This is a genomic window from Mycobacterium sp. (assembly GCF_035697385.1).
GTDB lineage: Bacteria > Actinomycetota > Actinomycetes > Mycobacteriales > Mycobacteriaceae > Mycobacterium.
In genome coordinates, this window is sequence record NZ_DASSCY010000082.1 from 1 (window position 1) to 20,095 (window position 20,095).

Genomic DNA, 20,095 nt, shown 5'->3' on the forward strand with positions numbered 1-20,095 from the left:
GCCCCGTGTTGACGTCGGGTCGGGGGGTCAGACGCCAACACGGAGCTATCCGGTGTATCGAACGCCCCCGCGTGGCCGTTACAACCTCCCGGGATTTTTTTGATACGCCGCTGGAGTTGTATGTCGGCTACGCCTCCAGGATGGCGGCGACGCCCTGTCCGCCTGCGGCACAGATCGAAATCAGGCCGCGGACCGGCACACCGGTCTCCTTTTTCTTCTCGGCGAGTTGCTTGGCCAGCTGGGCGACAATCCGCCCGCCGGTGGCCGCGAACGGGTGGCCCGCCGCGAGCGAGGAGCCGTTCACATTGAGCTTCGACCGGTCGATAGATCCAAGTGCTTTGTCCAAGCCCAGCCGCTCCTTGCAGTACTCCTCGGACTCCCACGCCTGCAGATGCGCGAGCACCACAGAGGCGAACGCCTCGTGGATCTCGTAGAAGTCGAAGTCCTGCAGAGTCAATCCATTTCGGGCCAGCAGCCGCGGCACCGCGTACGTGGGCGCCATCAGCAGACCGTCTTTGCCGTTCACGTAGTCGACGGCCGCCGTCTCGGCGTCGACGTAGTACGCCAGCGGCTCGATGCCATGCGCCGCGGCCCATTCGGGCGTCGCCAGCAGGCCCACCGAGGCCCCGTCGGTCAGCGGCGTCGAATTGCCCGCGGTCATCGTCGCGTCGCCGGCTTTGACCCCGAATACCGGCTTGAGGTTGGCGAGCTTCTCCGCGGACGAATCGGACCGCAGGTTGTTGTCGCGATACAGGCCGAGGAATGGGGTGACGAGGTCGTCGAAGAAACCGCGGTCGTAGGCGGCGGCCATGTTGCGGTGGCTGGCCGCGGCGAGCTCATCCTGGTCGGTGCGCTTGATGCCCATCGCCTTGGCGGTGATGGCCTGATGCTCGCCCATCGACAGGCCGGTGCGTGGCTCGCTGTTCACCGGGATCTCCACACCCAGCGATGCGGGCAACTTGCCGACCAGCTTCAGCCGGTCGACGTTGGACTTCGAACGCCGCAGGCCAAGCAGGACGCGGCGGAAGTCGTTGCCGAACGCGATGGGCGCATCCGAGGCGGTGTCCACCCCGCCGGCTGCGGCCACGTCGTAGCGGGCGGCGGCGATTCCGTCGGCCGCGGCGATGGTGGCCTGCAGCCCGGTGCCGCACGCCTGCTGGATGTCGAACGCCGGGGTGTACGACGACAACGAGCTGCCCAGCACGCATTCGCGCATCAGGTTGAAGTCGCGGCTGTGCTTGAGCACCGCGCCGCCGATCACCGCGTCGAGTTTCTCCCCGGACAGGTTGAAGCGGTCGACCAGGCCGCCCAGCGCCGCGGTGAACATGTCCTGGTTGGAGGCGTTGGCGTATGCGCCATCGGACCGTGCGAAAGGAATTCTGTTGCCGCCGAGGATGGCGACCCGTCGGCGGGTATCACTAGCCATGAGCCCATAGTACCCACCCTTCTTACTCTGGAGTAAGTTCGTCCTCATGGCTACCGATCTGTACTCACAAATCGTCCACTCGGCGCCCGGATCGTTCCTCGCCAAGCAGCTCGGCGTCCCGCAGCCCGAGACGCTGCGCCGCTACCAGCCCGGCGACCCGCCGCTGGCCGGCACGCTGCTGATCGGCGGCGAGGGCCGGGTCGTCGAACCGCTGCGCACCGCCCTGGCCGAGGACTACGACGTGGTATCGAACAACCTCGGCGGCCGCTGGGCCGACTCATTCGGCGGTCTGGTGTTCGACGCCACCGGCATCACCGAGCCGACGGGCCTCAAGGCGCTGTACAAGTTCTTCACCCCGCTGCTGCGCAACCTCGGGCCGTCCGGCCGAATCGTCGTCGTCGGAACGACGCCCGAGGAAGCCGGCGGCGCGCACGAGCGGATCGTGCAGCGCGGTTTGGAGGGGTTCACCCGGTCTTTGGCCAAGGAGATGCGCCGCGGCGCAACAGTGAACCTGGTGTATTTGTCGCCCGACGCCAAGCCGGCCGCCACCGGGCTGGAGTCGACGCTGCGATTCATCCTGTCCGGCAAGTCGGCCTACGTCGACGGTCAGGTGTTCCGCGTGGGCGCAGCCGACTCGGCGCCGCCGAAGGACTGGGACCGACCGCTCGACGGCAAAGTGGCCGTGGTGACCGGCGCGGCCCGCGGTATCGGCGCGACGATCGCCGACGTATTCGCCCGTGATGGCGCGAAAGTGGTGTGCGTCGACGTCGAGGCAGCAGCAGAAGCGCTGGGGCAGACCGCATCGAAGGTCGGCGGGACCGCGCTGACGCTCGACGTGACCGCGGACGACGCCGTCGACAAGATCACCGAGCACTTGCGCGAAAATTACGGCGGACGAGCCGACATCCTGGTCAACAACGCCGGCATCACCCGCGACAAGCTGCTGGCCAACATGGACGAGGCCCGCTGGGATTCCGTGCTCGCCGTCAATTTGCTTGCGCCACTTCGGCTTAGCGAGGGCTTGGTGGACAACGGGTCCCTTGGCGATGGCGGCCGCATCATCGGGTTGTCGTCGATGGCGGGGATCGCGGGCAACCGCGGGCAGACCAACTACGCGTCCACCAAGGCTGGCATGATCGGGCTGACCGACGCGCTGGCGCCGGCGCTGGCCGGCAAGGACATCACCATCAACGCCGTGGCGCCCGGCTTCATCGAGACCAAGATGACCGAGGCGATCCCGCTGGCGACTCGCGAGGTGGGCCGTCGGCTCAACTCGCTCTACCAGGGCGGGCAGCCGGTCGACGTCGCCGAGACCATCGCCTACTTCGCCAGCCCGGCGTCAAACGCCGTCACCGGCAACACCATTCGGGTCTGCGGCCAGGCCATGCTGGGGGCGTGAGCACTGTGACCCAACCCAGTGGGCTTCGAAATCTGTTGCGCGCGGCGGCGGGTGCGCTACCGTTCGTGCCGCGCGGTGACACGCTGCCGGATCGCACGCTGACGGTCGAGGACCTGAGCATCGACGCGGCCAACGTTGCGGAGTACGCGGCCGTCACCGGCTTGCGGTTCGGTGACGCTGTGCCGCTGACGTATCCGTTCGCGTTGACGTTCCCGTCGGTGATGTCGTTGGTCACCGGATTCGATTTCCCGTTCGCCGCAATGGGTTCGGTGCACATCGAGAACCACATCGAGCAGTACCGTCCAATACTGGTGACCGATACCGTCGGGGTGCAGGTGCAGGCGGAGAACCTGCGCGAGCATCGGCGGGGCCTGCTCGTCGACATCGTCACCGACATCAACGTCGGCAACGAGACGGCCTGGCACCAGGTGACGACGTTTCTGCACCAGCAGAAGACCAGCCTGTCCGACGAACCGAAGCCGCCGCAGCAGAAGCAGCCGAAGCTGGGGCCGCCGAACGCCGTACTGCGCATCACGCCGGGGCAGATCCGGCACTACGCCTCGGTGGGTGGGGATCACAACCCGATCCACACCAATCCGATCGCGGCAAAGCTGTTCGGCTTCCCCACCGTCATTGCACACGGGATGTTCACCGCCGCAGCGGTTTTGGCAAACATCGAGGGCCAGCTACCCGACGCCGTGAAGTACTCGGTGCGCTTCGCCAAGCCTGTGGTACTGCCTGCCCGCGCGGGGCTCTACGTCGACCGAGGCGCCGACGGCTGGGAACTCACACTTCGCCACCTGACGAAGGGCGACCCGCACCTGAAGGCGACACTGACGTCGCTCTAATGAGCGCTCCCTCTCGGAGGGCTTCTCATTTTGCCCGCGTACCGAGCGACAAGGCCGTCGTGCCCCAAAAGTACGTCTCGGAAGAATATGTCGGCGGACGCCCCTCACGACCGGCCCGTGCGAATGTCGCTCGCTACGCGGGCAATTCGCGGACCGTCCCCTAAGCGCCGAGCTCGCAGCGACCGCATTGCAGGCCGGTGGCAGGTTGGACTGGCGGTCGAACATGTGTTCTAATGGGCTTTGAGGCCAGCCCGCTCACCGCGGGCGAAGTTCAGAAGGAGATCGCCGCAACGATGACTGTAGACACTCTGGCACGAGAAGCGCCGTCCACCGACTCCGACACTCCCGACGTCTTGGTTCCCCCTGTCGAGAGCGTTTCGGCCGAGAGCACGCCGGCGCCCGCCGATGCCGCTCCTGCAGAGGTGAAGCCGAAGAAGGTTCAGGCCAAGAAGCCGGCAGGCAGGAAGACCAAGACTCTCGAGCTGACGCTGACTGTCACCGGTACCGCCGACGGTGAATGGCGCGCCGAGCTCAAGCAGGGCACCAGCTACCTGGCCCGCAACCTCGCGGTCGCGGCCGCCGCCGTCTCCCGCGCGGCCAGGGAACTGCACGAGGACCTCTCCACCCCGATCGACGAGGTCATCGAAGAGGCTCGCTCCCAGCAGGCCGCCAAGGTCGCCGCCCTCGAAGCCGAACTAGAAGCCGCCCGCAAGGCACTCGCCGACCTGGACTGACACCTAGCCGGTCGCCGCGGCCTGCCCGCCGGCATCGGACGGCTTGCCCTTCAAACCGCGCCAGAACAGGTTGATCATCAGCTCGGCGGCCTCGTTGACGTCGGCATCGCCGGTGCTGACCCGGGTGGCCACCGCCTCGCCCGCGCCCACCAGCGCGACGGCCATCATGTCGAAGTCGGTGTCGGGCTCGGGGTTACGCGTGCCCGACCGCAGCAGCCTGCCGACGAGGTCGATGATTCGCTCGCGGCCTTCCCGCACCGTGTGGGCGAACGCCTGCGAGCTGGTGGCCTGGTTGTAGAGCACCATCCACGACGCCCGGTTGGCGTCGATATAGTTCAGGAACGCCAGAACGGCGTTGTTCAGCAAGTCTTTTGGGCTCTGCGTGAAGTCGATCTTACTTCGCACGTCGTCGACGAACCGTGACAGCTCACGGTCAAGGCACGCGCCGAACAGGTCCTCCTTGGAGCCGTAGTACAGGTACAGCATCGGCTTGGAGATCTGAGCTTCTGCGGCGATCGCGTCCATCGAGGTCTCGTGATAGCCGTTGACCGAGAAGATCTGCACGGCGGCGTCGAGCATCTGCTGCTCACGTACCGCGCGCGGCAATCGCTTCGTTCCACCTGCCATCAACCAATGGTAAGCAACAGGTGACGATTCAGAGGCATCGCGGCAAGGTCACAGCAGCAGTTCGGCCCCGCGTTGCTCTTCCCATAGCGCCATCCGGGTGCGCGCAGGTTCCCCGATAGCGTCCATGACGAGCGGAACGAGCAGTTCGGTGAGTAGAAATCCGGCTGCCATGCTCTGGTAGGCGGTGTCCACGGTGCTGGAGGCGGCCAGGACCACTTCGGCGTCAGGTGCGACCGGGCATGCGAGGTCATCGGTGATGAGCAGAACTGTCGCGCCGGCACGGTGCACCCGTGACGCGAGTTCGGCGGCGCTGCGCTGATATCGGTGGTAATCGAAGAGCACGATCACGTCCGTTCGGGAAAGCTCGAGCATCGCACCCAGATCACGGCCGCTGGGGTCATCGAGCATCCGAACTCCTGGACGCAATTGCTCGAGGTGGTAGGCCAAATGGATCGCCAACAAGTGGGAGAAACGACCGCCGTGCAGATACACCCCCCGACGGGTGTCTGCCAGGAGCGCGACGGCGGCCTCCACGGCGGAGGCCGGTAATCGAGCCAAAGTGTCTGCGGCCCGGTCATTTTGGGCCCGCGCCTGCTGCAGCAGTCGGTCGAGCATGCTGCCCGCTGGCGGTGCATCGGGCAGGCGGGTGATCGGTCCACTGGATCTGGCGGACAGCTCGGCGCGCAGCGCCACCTGCAGACCGGTAAAACCGTCATAGCCGAGGGACTGCGCGAACCTCAGCACCGTCGGCGGGCTGACCTCGGCGCGTTCGGCCAGCCTGGCCGCGCTGGCCAGACCGGCGCTGGGGTAATCGGCGAGCAGCGCGCGTCCGACCCGCCGCTCGGCCCGGCTCAGCGTCGGCAGCGCGGCGCTGGCACGGCTGGCCACGGTTTCGTCGGTCACACTGGTCAATCTGTCACCAAAGGCAGCATGGTCATCGACAAGTCGCGTATCGAAATAGCAGTGACTGTTTCGGGGGGCAGCGGCTGCCAATCCAGGTCGCCGAACCCGGTCGACCCGACGACAATCGTCTGATCGTCGGGGCGGACCCAGCGCAACGCGAAGTAGTCCTCAAGATGCTCGGTCGGTAGGTCTGCGGCCGTAATCTCCTCGATGTCCTCGTCGAGCAGTCGGCTGCGGGCATGCGCGTGCACGGCGATCAGCTGGTCCTCGCCGAGCACCAGAGCGTTGAGGCTGGCATCGGGATAGAGCTGTCTCAGTTGGGCCACGGCGCGGCGGACCGCTTCGGCCAGATCCGGAGCCGCGCGGCGATGTTGGCGGATCACTGCGAAGTAGCGCTCGCTGTCGGTAGTGCCGCGCAATGACGCCGCAATGCCTGGCTCGAGCAGCTCGTCGAGCGGCCCCGTCGGCTTGATCGAACCGTTGTGTGCCATGGCCAAGTGGTCCGCCACGAACGGATGGGAGTTAGTCGGCTCTACCGCCAGCCCGTTCGTCGCCCAGCGCAGGTGGACCAGGCTGGCAACCGAACGCTGGTCGCGGGTAGCGGCAACGAACGCCGGGTCATCCAGCGCACTGTCGGCTGAAACCTCCACCCGCGGGTCCTGTCCGGCTTGTCCGACCTGGGCGATGCCCCAGCCGTCGCCGTGGATCTTGGTCAAGGCGACGAAGTCCTTCAGGACGTGTGCGCCGACGGCATCCGAGACAGCGATCGGTGCGACAGAGACGACACCCAGCAGCCGGCACATGCAGGCATCCTCCGATGCGAAATTTTATGAATCAATCCTCTAGCGCTCATATTAGAGATCATGAAACATTTATGACATACCTTGCTCGCAGACTCATTCGTGTCTGAGGAGGTTCAATGCCGGTGCCCAGCGACGTCGAGAACGACGCCGATTTCGCCGGCCGCGTCGCGGAACTACGCGCAGGCGGCGTCGAGCTCGTCGCCGGCTCGGTGACCGATCTGGCAGGTGTCCCACGAGCCAAGTACGCGCCGCTGCACCGGATCGCCGCATTCCGGCGAACGGTTGACCCGCGATGTCATCGACCTGCTGCTGGCGCTGCGCGCGGCCGGGAATCCGATCAGTGCCTCGGACCCTGGACTGGACGTTGTGAAAGTTGTTCGGTAGGTATGGCTTTCAGCCGCCGCACTTGGGATGCGGGCCCTTCACCGCGGCCATCCGCAGCACCGACGCGTCCACCGCGGACATCGTCAGCTCACCGGCCGCCAATGCCTTCTCCAGCCGGTCCAGTACCGCGGGCACCTCGCCGGTGGTCACCCACAGCGCCGTGTCGGCGCCCGCCTGCAAGCTCCGCAGCGCGGCATCGGCGACACCGAAACGATCGCTGATCGCCCGCATGCTCGACAGGTCGTCGGTGAACACCGGCCCGTTGAACGCCGGGCCGCCGTAGTCGCCCGACCGCAGCAGCGCGTAGGCCGCGGGGCTCAGGCTCGCCGGCTCGCTACCGGTCAGGCCGGGCACCTGCATGTGTCCCACCATGACGGCGACCGGTGCCTGCGCGTTCAGCGTCCGGTACGGAATCAGGTCGTTGTTCTGCAGCTCCGCGACCGGCGGGGTGACCACGCTGCCGTCGTGCGAGTCACCCGAACCGTGGCCGTGGCCGGGGAAGTGCTTGAGCACAGGCAGCACGCCGGCATCGCGTAACCCTCTGGCATATGCGCCTGCGTAATCGGTGACGGTCGTCGGGTCGGCGCCGAACGACCGGTCGCCGATCACGGTGTCGTCGGCGTCGCTCGTCACGTCGACCACCGGGGCGAAGTCGACAGTGATGCCGAGCCCCCTCATCGCCTGCCCACGTTGCAATGCGATGCCGTAGACCTCTTCTGGCGTGTGCGTCTGGGCCAGCACCCGCGGCGACGGCTGGCTACCGATCAGCCCGGCGAGCCGCGACACCCGGCCGCCCTCCTCGTCCACGCTGACCGCCAGCGGCAGCGGGGCCGCCGATGCGGCGATGTCGGCGACCGATCCGTCGGACAGCATCGACAGGTCGGTCCAGCTGCCGACCATGATTCCGCCGACGTGATGGGTGTCGACGACGGCGCGTGCATCGGCCGCATCGGTCACCCCGACCATCAGCAGCTGCGCGAGCTTGTCGCGGGTGCTCATGCTCGCCAGCAGTTGCTGCCCCTGGCCACACGCCGGCGCGCCGGACGCCGCAGGTGGCGGGGCGTTCCCCGGTGCTTGCGGCACCGCGGTCGCGGCCATGGTGGGCGACGGGGCCTGACCCGGGGCGGCTGGTTGTTCGGCGGATGAGCAGGCCAGCAAGAGCCCGGACAGCGCCGCAAGCGTGAATAGGGCACGGGGCATGGGCCCCGACATTACTGGCAGTTGAACGCGTTCTCGATACCCCGCTCGTCGAGCCAGGTCCGCTCACCGCGCGACATGATGTCGTCGACGTGCTCGCACACCAGGTCAACGACGTCGACGGCCGCGTCGGCATCGAACGCGCCGCGCAGTTTGTCGAACTGATCGGGCGCGACGGCGATGGAGTACTCGTACCCGTCGAGGTGCTCGCGATCGACCCCGTTGAACACCAGCCGACCGCCGTCGTCATAGCCGACCCACACGCAACACGAGTCCGAACGCCAGAAAACGCGCTCATCTGCGGACATAGGCCGCATGCTAGTTTGACCGCATGGATCGGTTCCTCGTGCCCGCTGCGGCCAGCATTGTGGTCGGCCTGCTGCTGGGCGCGGCCGCCATTTTCGGTGTGACGTTGATGGTGCAGCAGGACACCAAGCCTCCGCTGCAAGCGGGCGACCCGGCGTCATCCGTGCTCAACAGGGTCGAGTACGGCGACCGAACCTAGCTTGACCACGCCGCTGCAGCGGCGCTGGCTGTGGTTGGTCGCTGCGGCGGCGCTCGTCCTGACCTTCGCCCAGTCCCCCGGACAGATCTCGCCCGACACCAAACTCGACCTCACCGCGAATCCTCTGCGATTCCTGGCCCGCGCGTTCAATCTCTGGAACAGCGAGCTGCCGTTCGGCCAGGCGCAGAACCAGGCCTACGGCTACCTCTTCCCGCACGGCACCTTCTTCCTGATCGGCGACGTGGTCGGATTGCCGGACTGGGTGACCCAGCGGCTCTGGTGGGCGCTCCTGCTCACCGTCGGGTTCTGGGGCCTGCTGCGCGTCGCCGAGGTGTTGGGCATCGGGAGCCCGACATCGCGCATCATCGCCGCGGTCGCGTTTGCGCTGTCCCCTCGCGTGCTGACCACTCTCGGGGCGATCTCCTCGGAGACGCTGCCGATGATGTTGGCGCCGTGGGTGCTCCTGCCGGTGATTCTGGCTCTGCGCGGCCACGGAGCCGCTGCCGCGGCGACATCTGGCCGGAGCTCGCTGCGACTCCTGGCCGCACGTTCGGCGATGGCCATCGCGCTGATGGGCGCCGTGAACGCGGTGGCAACGCTGACCGGCTGTCTGGCAGCGGTGATCTGGCTGGCCTGCCATCGGCCCAACCGGCTGTGGTTGCGCTTCACCGCGTGGTGGCTGGGATGCGCAGTGCTGGCCGTCGCGTGGTGGGTGATCGCGCTGCTGCTGCTCGGCAGGATCAGCCCGCCGTTCCTCGACTTCATCGAGTCCTCGGGCGTCACCACGAGATGGATGTCGCTGACCGAGATGCTGCGCGGCACCGACGTCTGGACGCCGTTCGTCGCGCCCAACGCCACCGCAGGCGCCTCGCTCGTGACCGGCTCGGTTGCGGTGCTGGCGACGACGCTTGTCGCGGCGGCCGGCCTGGCAGGCCTTGCGATGCGGTCCATGCCCGCGCGCGGCCGGCTTGTCACCATCTTGCTGATCGGAATCGTGTTTCTTGCCGCCGGCTACTCCGGCGGGTTGGGATCTCCAGTGGCCCAACATGTTCAGGCTTTCCTGGACGCCGGCGGCACTCCGCTGCGCAATCTGCACAAGCTCGAGCCACTGCTGCGGTTGCCGCTGGCGCTGGGGCTGGCGCATCTGCTTGGCCGCATCCCGTTGCCGGGCAGTGCGCCGCGGCGGGTGTGGACACACGCGCTCGCGCATCCCGAACATGACAAGCGGGTGGCCGTCGGCCTCGTGGTGTTGGTCGCGCTCGCGGCGGGAACTTCGCTGGCCTGGACCGGAAGGCTCACGCCGCCTGGAGCTTTCACCGCGATCCCGCAGTACTGGCACGAGACCGCTGACTGGCTCGACGAACACAACACCGACGGCCGCGTGCTGGTGGTGCCCGGCGCGCCATTCGCCACCCAGGTCTGGGGCGCCAGCCACGACGAGCCGCTGCAGGTGCTCGGCAACAGTGCGTGGGGAGTGCGCGACTCGATTCCGCTGACCCCGCCGCAGACCATTCGGGCACTCGATTCCGTGCAGCGACTGTTCGCGGCTGGCCGTCCGTCGGCTGGCCTCGCAGATACCCTCGCGCGACAAGGTATTTCGTATGTCGTCGTGCGCAACGACCTCGATCCTGAGACGTCGCGATCAGCACGACCACTTCTGGTGCACCGGACCATCGACGGGTCACCGGGCCTATCGAAGGTGGCTCAGTTCGGCGAGCCGGTCGGCCCGGGAACGCTGGAGGGTTTCATCACCGACAGCGGGCTGCGGCCCCGCTACCCGGGAGTGGAGATTTACCGGGTCGACGCGGGCGCGGGCCCGTCGTCGCCGTATCTGGTCGACACCGATGCGATGGCGCGTGTCGACGGGGGCCCCGAAGCGCTGCTGCGGCTCGACGAACGCCGACGGCTGCTGGGTCAGCCTCGGCTGGGCCCGATGGTGCTGACCTCTGACGCCGAGCAAGCGGGATTGCCGGTTCCGGTGGTGACCGTGACGGATACCCCGCTGGCGCGGGAGACCGACTATGGCCGCGTCGACGACCACTCCTCCGCGATCCGCTCACCTGAGGATCCGCGGCACACGTTCAACCGGGTGCTCGACTATCCCGCAGGCGGCGCCGACATGGTCTACGGGCAATGGACGGGCGGACGCGTCTCGGTGTCGAGTTCGGCGTCGGACTCGACGGCACTGCCCAACGTCGCACCGGCGACCGGTCCGGCCGCGGCCATCGACGGCGACTCGTCGACGAGTTGGGTGTCGAATTCACTGCAGGCTGCCGTCGGCCAATGGCTGCAGGTGGATTTCGACCATCCGGTGACCAATGCCACCATCACCATCACACCGAGCGCGACGGCCGTCGGCGCACAGGTCCGTCGACTCGAGGTGTCAACCGTCAACGGCTCCAGCACGATTCGGTTTGACGAGGCCGGAAAGCCGTTGACCGTTGCGCTGCCCTACGGGGAGACCCCGTGGGTGCGGATCACCGGCGTCTCGACCGACGACGGCTCGCCCGGCGTGCAGTTCGGCATCACCGACTTCAGTATCACCCAGTACGACGCAAACGGTTTCGCGCATCCTGTCAACCTGCGCCACACTGTGCTCGTACCCGGTCCTCCGGTGAATTCGTCTGTCGCACAATGGGATCTGGGATCAGAGCTGCTCGGTCGACCCGGCTGCGCCCAGAGCCCCAACGGGATCCGGTGCGCGGCGGCGATGGCGTTGTCGCCGGAGGAGCCGGTGAACTTGAGCCGCACACTGACCGTGCCGGAGTCGACCACGGTGACGCCGACGGTGTGGGTGCGCGCGCGGCAGGGCCCCAACCTGGCCGATCTGATCAGCGAACCCGGGACCGCAAGGGCCACCGGTGACGCCGACCCTATTGACGTGCTCGGCTCGGCTTACGCCGGCGCCGACGGCGATCCGGGCACCGCGTGGACCGCCCCGCAGGGCGTCGTGCAGCACAGGTCAGCGCCGACGCTCACGCTCAAACTTCCTGCCCGCTCCGAGGTCGCCGGCCTCCGGGTGGCGCCGAGTCTGTCTGAACTGCCCGCCCATCCGACGCTGGTGGCCATCGACCTGGGCGACGGGCCGCAAGTGCGAGCACTGTCCCGTGACGAGGCACAGACACTCGAGCTGAACCCTCGCGTCACCGACACCGTCAAGGTGTCAATCCTGGACTGGGACAACGTCATCGACCGCACCGCGCTTGGCTTCGATCAGCTCAAGCCTCCCGGCCTGGCCGAGGTCGTCGCGCTCGACCGACGCGGTGCGCCCATCGCCGCCGCGGACGCCGCACGCAACCGTGAGCGGGCGATCAATCTGGCGTGCGGGCGCGGTCCGATCATCGGCGTCGCCGGGCAGTTCGTACAGACATCGGTGAGGACGACCGTCGGCGCGCTGCTCGACGGCGGCCCGGTGGCCGCGCGGCCGTGCCGGACAGAGCCCATCACACTGCCTGCGGGCCAACAGGAGTTGCTGATCAGCCCTGGGGCGGCTTTCGTCGTGGACGGTGTCCAGCTGGCCACGCCATTGGCAAGTCAATTGCGCACGGCAGCAACGATTCGCGCGCAGACCGGCGAATGGAGCGCCGACCGCCGTGAGGTGAACCTCGAGCCGTCGCAGGCGTCGCGAATCCTTGTGGTCCCCGAAAGCATCAATCCCGGGTGGACCGCGCACACCGGCGACGGCTCACTGCTGAGTCCGGTCACCGTCAACGGCTGGCAGCAGGGCTGGGTGCTTCCACCGGGCACCGCGGGCACCGTCACGCTGGCCTTCACCTCCAACACGCTCTACCGCGTCGGCCTTGCGGGCGGGTTGGCGCTGCTACCATTGCTCGCCCTGTTGGCCTTGCTGCCGGTACGCCGGCCACGTGCACCCGACGAGCCTGCCCGGCCGTGGCAGCCCGGCCCGGTGACTGCGAGCGTCGCGGTGCTGGCGGCGGGGGCGGTCATCGCCGGGTTGGCCGGTGTCGTCGTGGTGGGGGCAGCGATCGGCGTGCGCCATCTACTGCGACGACGCGAAAAGCTCTGCGATGCAGTGACGGTCGGTGTCGCGGCCGGCGGGCTGATCCTCGCGGGCGCGGTACTCAGCCAGAACCCGTGGCGCTCGGTCGACGGCTACGTCGGGCACTCGGTGGGGGTTCAGCTGCTTGCGCTCATCTCGATAGGAGCATTGGCGGCTTCGGTAGTGGAGGTGAAGTCGAATGCTGTCCGCGCGGCTGAAGGCGATCGTCGAGGCGCTGCCGTTGAAAGCGGGATTGCGGGTTCTTGAGATCGGTTGCGGGACAGGCGCAGCCGCGCGCGAGGTCGCTGCCCGCATCGGGACGGGATATGTCCTGGGCATAGACCGCTCCGCGCGTGCCATTGCCCAGGCAACGGCGCTCGGCGGCGAGCGCTTGTCGTTCCGTGCCGTCGCTGTCGAAGACTTCGAACTCGACGCTGACGAGGCGCCGTTCGACCTCGCGTTCGCGGTCCGCGTGGGTGCGCTTGACGGACGTCATCCCGAGCTGGAGACGCTCGCCCGTCAGCGAATCCGTGACGCCCTGACTCCGCGCGGCCGCCTCTTCATCGACGGTGGAGACCCTCTGCGCGAAATCCGCCTCCGCTAGGCGTGGTGAAAGTTGCCCAACGGATTTGGTGCCATGTGACGTTTCTGAATTGCGATAGCGTCCGAGATATCGCGGTATCGCATCTGGTATCGCGTTCCAGAAAGCGTGTGCCGACCTCGGGGGGCGTCGACATGAATCACTACACCTACCGTGCCGAGTGGTCGCCGGAGCACGGGGAGGACTGGCACGAAGTGGCCGTCGAAGGCTGGATCCGGGGCCGCCGACCGCCCCGTCGCCGGCGGGACGAGCCACGAGATCGTGCGGCGGTACCGGGCGGCGCCAGCGTTCTGGGCGGTCACCATCAAGGCCGACGAGGCGATGCCGACCGGCTACGGCGTCAATGCGCACGCCGTCGTGATCCGATACGCACAGCGAGACATCCCGTTGGCCAGTGCAACGGACGGCTTCTCCGCCGTTCGCACGGAATTCGGTCCCGGCTGCAAGGAGCTATTGCGCCGAGCGTCCGGCGCCGAGCCCGCATTCGTCTACGAACCCCTCCCGCCACAGGAAGCGGAGGTAGTGGTCGCGACCTATCTGATCGACGCCGCGCTGTCGCTGGCGGAGGACCGCGGCCCATTGCTCATAATTCGTTGATGATCTGCTCGCGCTTGGCGGTGTACTCGGATTCCGAGATCACACCGGTGGAGAGCAGGCTCTCCAACTCCTGCAGGCGCTGAGCTGTTGACGGTTGCGGCGGCGTGACTGGCGCTGCCGCGGCCCCACTGCGCTCCTTGATGCGTTGCGCAACAACGTCCTTGCCGCCGCGCAGGGCTTCCAAGCCGAACCGAGTGGCCGTCCAATTGTCCGCACTTTCCTCGGCGACAGTGAGGTAGACCAGTTCGGCATGCTCAAGGACCTGGAGGGCCTCACGCACGGGCGTCTCCAGCCTTGGGTAGGCAATGGCTTTCTTCGCGCTGGAGCTGAACTCGTACTGGCCGAGCCTCCACGTGACGAGCTGGTGAAGTGTGAGGGATTTACCAGGTTTCGGCCCGCCGGGGCCGAAGGCGGGCATGATTTCTGCGGCCAGGTCTGCCACTGGGGGCAGCGGCATCGCACGCTGAAGCTCGGATTCGAGGGCGTGCTTTGATTCAGCCATCGCCTTCTTCCACGTCTTGAACATCGCCACGGGCACAAGAGTAATGCCCGCATCTCAGACTCAGGCGCTGAAAACCCTTCGCAACGCTACAAATCGGATCAGCGTTGCGACCAGATTCGCCGCCACGAGCAGCGACGCGACGTCAGCGCGCGACCGGCTCGGGCACGCTGCCGACCGAGCTGTCCAACGGTGGTACCGGCGATGAGTTGCGATACTCCCAGCGCCGCAACGCGACTCGGCACGGCGACTCGACAAGCGCGTAGCTGACCGCCGCGATCGCAAAACCGAACACCAGCGTCAGCACCAGCACGACGGGCATGTGTCCGTTGAACGCAAACTCCCCGATGATCGGGAACACCATCGCCAATGCCGCGAGGTGCCAGATGAACAACCCGTATGACCATCGGCCCAGCGTCACCATCGTCCGGTTGCCCAGTAAGCGGTGCGGGGTATCGGGGGCGTCCAGCACCAGCGGAGCGAGCAGCGCCCCGGCCACCACGGCGCCCATCACCGTTTTCACGGTGAACTGGCTGACCGTGCCCGGCGTCAACCCCTCAGGGCCGGCCAGGGGTGACGCCGCCACCAGGAACGCGGCGACGGCGATCACCGCCATCACCACGCGGCGCCGCGCCAGCCGGTGCGGCCTGCCGACCGGGCTGACCGTCAGCTCGGCCAGCAGCATGCCCGCCGCGAACCACGAGAAGAACGCCGGTGGCCAGTTCATCGGGTTGACGCCGTATGGAGCGTCGAACGGGATGAGCGCCCACGCGAAGCTGGCCACCGCCGCGGCGGCGATCACCGGGATCCTCGCGCGCACCGGCACGCGTCGCGCCAGCAGCGCCAGCAGCGGCAGCGCCAGATAGAAGGTGACCTCGACCGACAGGCTCCACATCTGGGTCAGGCCCGCGGTCAGGGTCAGCGGTACATAAATCTGGGTGAGCGACAGGTTGGCCAGCCACACCGTGAGATTGGCGTTGACGTCGGGCAGCAACGTGAGAATCACCACTACCGCAACCAGGTATCCCGGCATGATCCGGACGATGCGTGAGCGCAGGTAGTGCCCCGTCGGCGGGATAGGTCGCAGGCCCCGCGCCGCCGCGGCGTGTCCGCGCCACAGCAGGAAGCCCGACAGCGCGAAGAACACCGCGACAGCAAGGTCGAACCGGCCAAAGAGCCGTCCGGTGATTCCGCCCGTGTTCCCTGTTTGAAATGCGACGTGGGTGACGACCACGCCGATGGCGGCGCAGGCACGCATCCCCTCGACCGCGGGCAGGAAGTTACGCACTCCGCCGACGTCGGGGGTTTCAGTCACGACGACCAGTGTGCCGGGCGAGCCGAAAAACCCCGAAAACGGGTAGCCACGTGGCCGTCGGCGATGCACTCGTAGTAAAAGACGACCTTAAATAGTGCTGTTAGGGTCGAACGGGTTTGCGGGTAGGCCGCAGGTGAAGGAGGCACGGTTTGAACCGCGCAGTGGCGCTGCGAATCGCGGCGTGCGGAATCATGGGGTTGGGTGCCGCCCTGCTGATCGCCGCGCTGTTGCTGTCCACCTATACCGAGAGCAAGATCGCGAAGATCCCGCTTGACCTGGATGCCACATTGGTAAGCGACGGCACCGCGACGGCGTTCGATCCCGCGTCTTTGAACGCGGACAAATTCGTCATCGACCGAAATGTGCCGGTGGCGATGCAGGAGCAGGTCAGCGTGGAATCGCCGTCGAACGCCGACTACGTCACGCTGCAGGTCGGCAGCACGTTGCGCCGCACCGACAAGCAGCAAGACAACGGTCTGCTGCTGGCACTCGTGGACACCGTGACGGTCAATCGCCAGACCGCCATGGCGGTCTCCAGCGAAAGCAATCCCGGTGGCGCCGTGCAGAAGCCGCGCGCCATCGAGGACGACCAGCCGCCGACCAACATCGCGCTACCGCACGATGGGCTGGCCTACCGGTTCCCGTTCGATACCGAGAAGAGGACCTACCCGGTCTTCGACCCGATCGCGCAGAAGGCCTACGACGCAAACTACGACGGCGAGGAAGACGTCAACGGGCTGACCACCTACCGGTTCAGCCAGAACGTCGGCTACGACACCGACGACAAGCTGGTCGAGCCGGTCAAGTACGCGTCACTGTACGACGACGACGCCGACGCTGCGGTCACCGCGCGGGCATCGCTGTGGGGCCTGCCGGGAGACCCGGAAGAACCGGTCACCATGACGCGCTATTACGCCGCGCAGCGCACGTTCTGGGTGGACCCGGTGTCGGGCACCATCGTCAAGAAGGAAGAGCACGCCAACCACTACTACGCGCAGGACGCCCTCAAGCCCGAGGTGACATTCGTCGACTACACGGTCACCTCCACCGACGAGACCGTCGAGGCCCAGGTCGCCATCGCGCAGGACGAACGCGACCGGTTGGCGCTGTGGGGTCGCATCCTGCCGATCACCTTCACCGCACTCGGATTGGTCCTGCTGGTCGGCGGCGCGCTGCTCGGATCCTTCAGCCTGCGGGCCGAGTCCGCACTGATCGACCCGGGGCTGGACGAGGCCGATCACGGCTTCCTCGACACCCAGGGGATGAAGGTGCCGGGCGCCGAGGCGATGACCGAGAAACTGCCTGCGCCGCGACCATCTGATCTGCCTCCGGACAGACCGGTCTGATCGGCCGCTTCACCAGTTTGACGGCGCCGGCGTATGCGCTGGTGCTGTCCCTCGTCGCGACGGCGCCGCTACTCGCGCCGGGATACCTGTTGATGCGTGACGCGGTGTCGACGCCTCGTTCGTACATGTCCGATTCGGCCCTGGGCCTATCAGAAGCCGCGCCGCGGGCGCTGCCGCAGGACTTCGCGGTGGTGCTCGCTTCTGCGGTGCTCGACGGCGGCGTCGTGGTCAAGGTGCTGCTGGTGGCCGGACTGTGGCTGGCCGGCTGGGGTGCCGCTCGACTGGTGGCGCTGGTGCTGCCAGACGCGGGGTTGGCAGGCCAGTGCGTCGCGGTCACCATCGCGATCTGGAATCCCTATGTGGCAGAACGACTTCTGCAGGGGCACTGGAGTCTTGTGGTGGGCTACGGTTGTCTGCCGTGGGTGGCGGCCGCGATGCTGCGCCTGCGCACGTCGCTGGCGACGCCATGGACCGTGGTGTGCGCGCTGGTGTTCTGGACGGCGCTGGCCGGGCTGACCCCGACCGGTTTGATGTTGGCGGCGACGGTCGCGTTGGCGTGCGTGTTCGCGCCGGGTGCAGGGCGACCGCGGTGGTTGTGTGCGGCGATCAGCGGCGGCGCCGCGGTGCTGGTGGCCTCGCCGTGGCTGGTCGCGGCGGCGGTGTCCTCGTCGTTGTCGTCGTCGCAGGCCGAAGGGGTGCACGCGTTCTCGGCACGCGCCGAACCGGGCCTCGGCACGCTCGGCAGCCTGGCGAGCCTCGGGGGTATCTGGAACGCCGATGCCGTACCCGCCTCGCGGACAACACTTTTCGCGGTTGTAGCGGCGGTGGTTCTACTCGGCGTCGTCGCGCTGGGGCTGCCGGTGGTGTTACGTCGTCCCACGACTATGCCGCTGCTGGTGCTGGCGGCCGTCGCTGTGGTGGTACCGGCGGCGATGGCGACCGGGCCCGGGTTGGCGGTTGTCGAGGCGACGGTTCGGGCGCTACCCGGCCTCGGCGTGGTGCGCGACGCACAGAAGTGGGTGGCGCTGGCCGTGCCGGGCTACGCGCTGGCCGGTGCTGCCGCCGTTGTCACCGTGCGCAGCAGGCTTCCTGCCGCCGCGACAGCGTTGATCTGCTGCGCCGCGCTGATCGCGACGTTGCCCGATTTGGCTTGGGGGGTCGGCGGCAAGATCTCTGCGGTGCAATACCCGCAGGGCTGGTCGGCCGCCGCGGCGATGATCAACGCCGACCCGCGGCCGGTGGCGGTGCTGCCGGTCGACAGCATGCGGCGCTTCGACTGGGCCGGCGATGCGCCGGTGCTCGACCCGTTGCCGCGCTGGGTGAGCGCCGAGGTGCTGACGACCGGTGACCTGACGGTGGCGGGGCGCACGGTGCCAGGCGAGGGCGATCGCGCACGCGATGTGCAGCAGCTGTTGTTGGCAGGCGCCTCTCACGAGCAGCTGGCGGATGCGGGCGTGGGCTGGGTGGTCGTCGAATCCGGCCGCCAGTCCACACCTTTGGCGCTTCCCGTGGCTTATCAGGACGACGATCTGACTCTGTATCGGGTCGGCGGAGATCATCCGCCGGCGTCGGGTCGTGGAATCGTGCTGGCCGCGCATTGGGTGTGGCTGGCACTGCTCGTGATCACCGCGGGTGTAACGCTGTGGCGGCTTTTCGAGCGATCTTCCGCCGTGGCGTTACGTACGCGCACCCGGCGTCGCCAGCTTGGCGGCGCCGAATGACACATCGAAGCGGTCGCACCAGATGCTGACGCTGTCCAGGCCGCTGATGTCGACACCGGCGGGCACCACATAGTTTGCGCTGCCGCGATTGCCCTTCAGCGCGCCCAACTCGACGTGGCGCCCCCGCTCGAAGATGTGCCAGCCGTCGCTGCCTTCGACGACGGGCGCGTCAGTCAGCAGCACCACGAGCTGGGGGCCGTCGCTGGTCTCGAGATTTTCCAGCCGCAGCACCTGTGAGCCGTCGGGCAGTCGCAGCAGCTTGGCCGTGCCCGTCGTGGCGTGCTCATGGCTGATGAAGGTTCCCTCTGCCTGCACGACGGGCGTCGACGGTGGGGCTGCGCTCACCGGCGCCGCAAGGGCGGCCGACGTGGGCAGCGGTTCGTCGACGGTTGTGGTGGTCACAAGCTTCCAGGGCTGGAACCAGTACGCGGCAGCCGCTGCGGCTATCACCGCAACCGCAACGACGATGAGCACGATCGGACGACGCATTAGCGCAGAGGTGTTCGACATGACACCTCAGTGGGCGCCAAGGCCATCCCCGTTACAGTCAGGCTCCGACGACGCCGCTGACAATCTGCCTGGCGTGCACCGACTCCAATACCGTGCGCATCGCGTCGGCGCTTTGCCGCCACGAGAATTCACCGCTGCGGGCTTGTGCCTTGGCGCCGAGCTGTTCGCGCAGCACGTCATCGGTCAGCAGCCGCTCCAGGCCGTCGACGAGTCCGTCGTAGTCGTCGACGAGCAGCCCGGTCACGCCGTCGACGATCGAATCCGTCAAGCCGCCGGAGCTGCGGTAACCGATGGTGGGCACGCAATGCTGACCGGCCTCCGTCACCGCGAGGCCCCAGCCCTCTTTGCGCGACGGCAGCACGTGTACCCAACATTGTTGCAGCACATGGTGTTTGGTGTGATCGTCGACATGGCCGTGGAACGTCACCGCGTCGGAGATACCCAGCCGGGATGCATGGTCGACGAGGCGCCGCTCCCACCAGCCGCCGCCGAGAATGTCCAGATGTAGATCCGGCATGCGCGTTCGCAGGGCGGCGATCGCGTCGAGCGCATCCTCGATCTGCTTGTGCGGCACCAGCCGCGACAGCGCCACCACCCGCGGTGTCTGCGATCGCGGCACAGTCAGCGTCTGCGCAGGCGACTCGTCAAGGCCGTTGCGCACCACCGCGATATGACCGGGA

At 67.4% G+C, this 20,095-nt stretch carries 20 protein-coding genes; 9 read left to right on the forward strand and 11 right to left on the reverse strand.

The genetic code is table 11. From position 1 onward, the window contains the following. Positions 1 to 127: 127 nt before the first annotated feature. Positions 128 to 1,426, reverse strand: a complete 1,299-nt coding sequence (locus tag VFH65_RS07390) for an acetyl-CoA C-acetyltransferase (protein ID WP_353320503.1) — start codon at positions 1,424 to 1,426, stop codon at positions 128 to 130. Positions 1,427 to 1,472: 46 nt separating this feature from the next. Between VFH65_RS07390 and VFH65_RS07395 the strand changes: the two genes are divergently transcribed. The 3 genes from VFH65_RS07395 (at position 1,473) to VFH65_RS07405 (ending at position 4,407) form a co-directional block, all read left to right on the forward strand. After that, a complete protein-coding gene (locus VFH65_RS07395) occupies positions 1,473 to 2,825 on the forward strand; it encodes a 3-oxoacyl-ACP reductase (RefSeq protein ID WP_353320504.1) in 1,353 nt (450 codons plus the stop codon). Between the two features lie 5 nt (positions 2,826 to 2,830). After that, positions 2,831 to 3,673, forward strand: a complete 843-nt coding sequence (locus VFH65_RS07400; RefSeq protein WP_353320519.1) for a MaoC/PaaZ C-terminal domain-containing protein — start codon at positions 2,831 to 2,833, stop codon at positions 3,671 to 3,673. A gap of 293 nt (positions 3,674 to 3,966) precedes the next feature. Continuing rightward, positions 3,967 to 4,407 (forward strand): DUF6319 family protein, encoded by a 441-nt coding sequence (locus VFH65_RS07405; protein WP_353320505.1) that lies wholly within the window; start codon positions 3,967 to 3,969, stop codon positions 4,405 to 4,407. 3 nt (positions 4,408 to 4,410) lie between these two features. On the opposite strand, the gene VFH65_RS07410 is transcribed toward VFH65_RS07405, so the two are convergent. The 6 genes from VFH65_RS07410 to VFH65_RS07435 all read right to left on the reverse strand — a co-directional run bounded on the left by VFH65_RS07410 (position 4,411) and on the right by VFH65_RS07435 (position 8,629). Next, a complete protein-coding gene (locus VFH65_RS07410; protein WP_353320506.1) occupies positions 4,411 to 5,034 on the reverse strand; it encodes a TetR/AcrR family transcriptional regulator in 624 nt (207 codons plus the stop codon). A 48-nt stretch (positions 5,035 to 5,082) separates the two neighbouring features. Beyond that, complete coding sequence (locus VFH65_RS07415; RefSeq protein ID WP_353320507.1) at positions 5,083 to 5,937, reverse strand: MurR/RpiR family transcriptional regulator; 855 nt, start codon at positions 5,935 to 5,937, stop codon at positions 5,083 to 5,085. A gap of 5 nt (positions 5,938 to 5,942) precedes the next feature. Continuing rightward, complete coding sequence (locus VFH65_RS07420; RefSeq protein ID WP_353320508.1) at positions 5,943 to 6,740, reverse strand: class II glutamine amidotransferase; 798 nt, start codon at positions 6,738 to 6,740, stop codon at positions 5,943 to 5,945. A 173-nt stretch (positions 6,741 to 6,913) separates the two neighbouring features. After that, positions 6,914 to 7,039, reverse strand: coding sequence for a hypothetical protein (locus VFH65_RS07425; protein WP_353320509.1), 126 nt, complete (start codon positions 7,037 to 7,039; stop codon positions 6,914 to 6,916). 94 nt (positions 7,040 to 7,133) lie between these two features. Beyond that, complete coding sequence (locus tag VFH65_RS07430; protein WP_353320510.1) at positions 7,134 to 8,324, reverse strand: glycoside hydrolase family 3 N-terminal domain-containing protein; 1,191 nt, start codon at positions 8,322 to 8,324, stop codon at positions 7,134 to 7,136. Between the two features lie 11 nt (positions 8,325 to 8,335). Then, positions 8,336 to 8,629, reverse strand: a complete 294-nt coding sequence (locus tag VFH65_RS07435; RefSeq protein ID WP_353320511.1) for a hypothetical protein — start codon at positions 8,627 to 8,629, stop codon at positions 8,336 to 8,338. Positions 8,630 to 8,652: 23 nt separating this feature from the next. On the opposite strand from VFH65_RS07435, the gene VFH65_RS07440 reads away from it, so the two are divergent. The 4 genes from VFH65_RS07440 to VFH65_RS07455 all read left to right on the forward strand — a co-directional run bounded on the left by VFH65_RS07440 (position 8,653) and on the right by VFH65_RS07455 (position 14,024). After that, complete coding sequence (locus VFH65_RS07440) at positions 8,653 to 8,826, forward strand: DUF2613 domain-containing protein (protein ID WP_102141387.1); 174 nt, start codon at positions 8,653 to 8,655, stop codon at positions 8,824 to 8,826. A gap of 1 nt (position 8,827) precedes the next feature. Beyond that, entirely contained in the window at positions 8,828 to 13,093 is a 4,266-nt protein-coding gene (locus tag VFH65_RS07445; protein ID WP_353320512.1) for an alpha-(1->3)-arabinofuranosyltransferase, read from the forward strand. After that, entirely contained in the window at positions 13,026 to 13,430 is a 405-nt protein-coding gene (locus VFH65_RS07450; RefSeq protein WP_353320513.1) for a class I SAM-dependent methyltransferase, read from the forward strand. The genes VFH65_RS07445 and VFH65_RS07450 overlap by 68 nt, the downstream gene beginning before the upstream one ends. Before the next feature lie 258 nt (positions 13,431 to 13,688). Next, complete coding sequence (locus VFH65_RS07455; RefSeq protein WP_353320514.1) at positions 13,689 to 14,024, forward strand: hypothetical protein; 336 nt, start codon at positions 13,689 to 13,691, stop codon at positions 14,022 to 14,024. Here the strand turns inward: VFH65_RS07455 and VFH65_RS32030 are convergent. Then, the gene (locus VFH65_RS32030) at positions 14,011 to 14,556 is read right to left on the reverse strand and encodes a hypothetical protein (RefSeq protein WP_414688375.1); all 546 of its coding nucleotides are present in this window, start codon (positions 14,554 to 14,556) and stop codon (positions 14,011 to 14,013) included. The genes VFH65_RS07455 and VFH65_RS32030 overlap by 14 nt on opposite strands. A gap of 112 nt (positions 14,557 to 14,668) precedes the next feature. After that, positions 14,669 to 15,781 (reverse strand): acyltransferase family protein, encoded by a 1,113-nt coding sequence (locus VFH65_RS07465; RefSeq protein ID WP_353320520.1) that lies wholly within the window; start codon positions 15,779 to 15,781, stop codon positions 14,669 to 14,671. A 206-nt stretch (positions 15,782 to 15,987) separates the two neighbouring features. Between VFH65_RS07465 and VFH65_RS07470 the strand changes: the two genes are divergently transcribed. Both VFH65_RS07470 and VFH65_RS07475 read left to right on the forward strand, forming a co-directional pair. Next, complete coding sequence (locus VFH65_RS07470; protein ID WP_353320515.1) at positions 15,988 to 17,184, forward strand: DUF3068 domain-containing protein; 1,197 nt, start codon at positions 15,988 to 15,990, stop codon at positions 17,182 to 17,184. A gap of 44 nt (positions 17,185 to 17,228) precedes the next feature. Further along, positions 17,229 to 18,905 carry a hypothetical protein gene (locus VFH65_RS07475; RefSeq protein ID WP_414688376.1) on the forward strand — a complete coding sequence of 559 codons (1,677 nt, stop codon included), beginning with the start codon at positions 17,229 to 17,231 and terminating at the stop codon, positions 18,903 to 18,905. Here the strand turns inward: VFH65_RS07475 and VFH65_RS07480 are convergent. Together VFH65_RS07480 and VFH65_RS07485 are read right to left on the reverse strand one after the other, a co-directional pair. Then, positions 18,861 to 19,415, reverse strand: a complete 555-nt coding sequence (locus tag VFH65_RS07480) for a DM13 domain-containing protein (protein ID WP_353320517.1) — start codon at positions 19,413 to 19,415, stop codon at positions 18,861 to 18,863. The genes VFH65_RS07475 and VFH65_RS07480 overlap by 45 nt on opposite strands. A gap of 37 nt (positions 19,416 to 19,452) precedes the next feature. Beyond that, the coding region (locus VFH65_RS07485; RefSeq protein ID WP_353320518.1) for a glycosyltransferase family 4 protein at positions 19,453 to 20,095 on the reverse strand (643 nt) is incomplete at its 5' end.

What these genes read in the sequence shown, in the direction of transcription:
- VFH65_RS07390 (WP_353320503.1), bottom strand. Translation starts at nt 1,426, where the DNA reads ATGGCTAGTGATACCCGCCGACGGGTCGCCATCCTCGGCGGCAACAGA.
- VFH65_RS07395 (WP_353320504.1), top strand. Translation starts at nt 1,473, where the DNA reads ATGGCTACCGATCTGTACTCACAAATCGTCCACTCGGCGCCCGGATCG.
- VFH65_RS07405 (WP_353320505.1), top strand. Translation starts at nt 3,967, where the DNA reads ATGACTGTAGACACTCTGGCACGAGAAGCGCCGTCCACCGACTCCGAC.
- VFH65_RS07410 (WP_353320506.1), bottom strand. Translation starts at nt 5,034, where the DNA reads ATGGCAGGTGGAACGAAGCGATTGCCGCGCGCGGTACGTGAGCAGCAG.
- VFH65_RS07420 (WP_353320508.1), bottom strand. Translation starts at nt 6,740, where the DNA reads ATGTGCCGGCTGCTGGGTGTCGTCTCTGTCGCACCGATCGCTGTCTCG.
- VFH65_RS07425 (WP_353320509.1), bottom strand. Translation starts at nt 7,039, where the DNA reads ATGACATCGCGGGTCAACCGTTCGCCGGAATGCGGCGATCCGGTGCAG.
- VFH65_RS07430 (WP_353320510.1), bottom strand. Translation starts at nt 8,324, where the DNA reads ATGCCCCGTGCCCTATTCACGCTTGCGGCGCTGTCCGGGCTCTTGCTG.
- VFH65_RS07435 (WP_353320511.1), bottom strand. Translation starts at nt 8,629, where the DNA reads ATGTCCGCAGATGAGCGCGTTTTCTGGCGTTCGGACTCGTGTTGCGTG.
- VFH65_RS07440 (WP_102141387.1), top strand. Translation starts at nt 8,653, where the DNA reads ATGGATCGGTTCCTCGTGCCCGCTGCGGCCAGCATTGTGGTCGGCCTG.
- VFH65_RS07450 (WP_353320513.1), top strand. Translation starts at nt 13,026, where the DNA reads ATGCTGTCCGCGCGGCTGAAGGCGATCGTCGAGGCGCTGCCGTTGAAA.
- VFH65_RS07465 (WP_353320520.1), bottom strand. Translation starts at nt 15,781, where the DNA reads ATGCGTGCCTGCGCCGCCATCGGCGTGGTCGTCACCCACGTCGCATTT.
- VFH65_RS07480 (WP_353320517.1), bottom strand. Translation starts at nt 19,415, where the DNA reads ATGTCGAACACCTCTGCGCTAATGCGTCGTCCGATCGTGCTCATCGTC.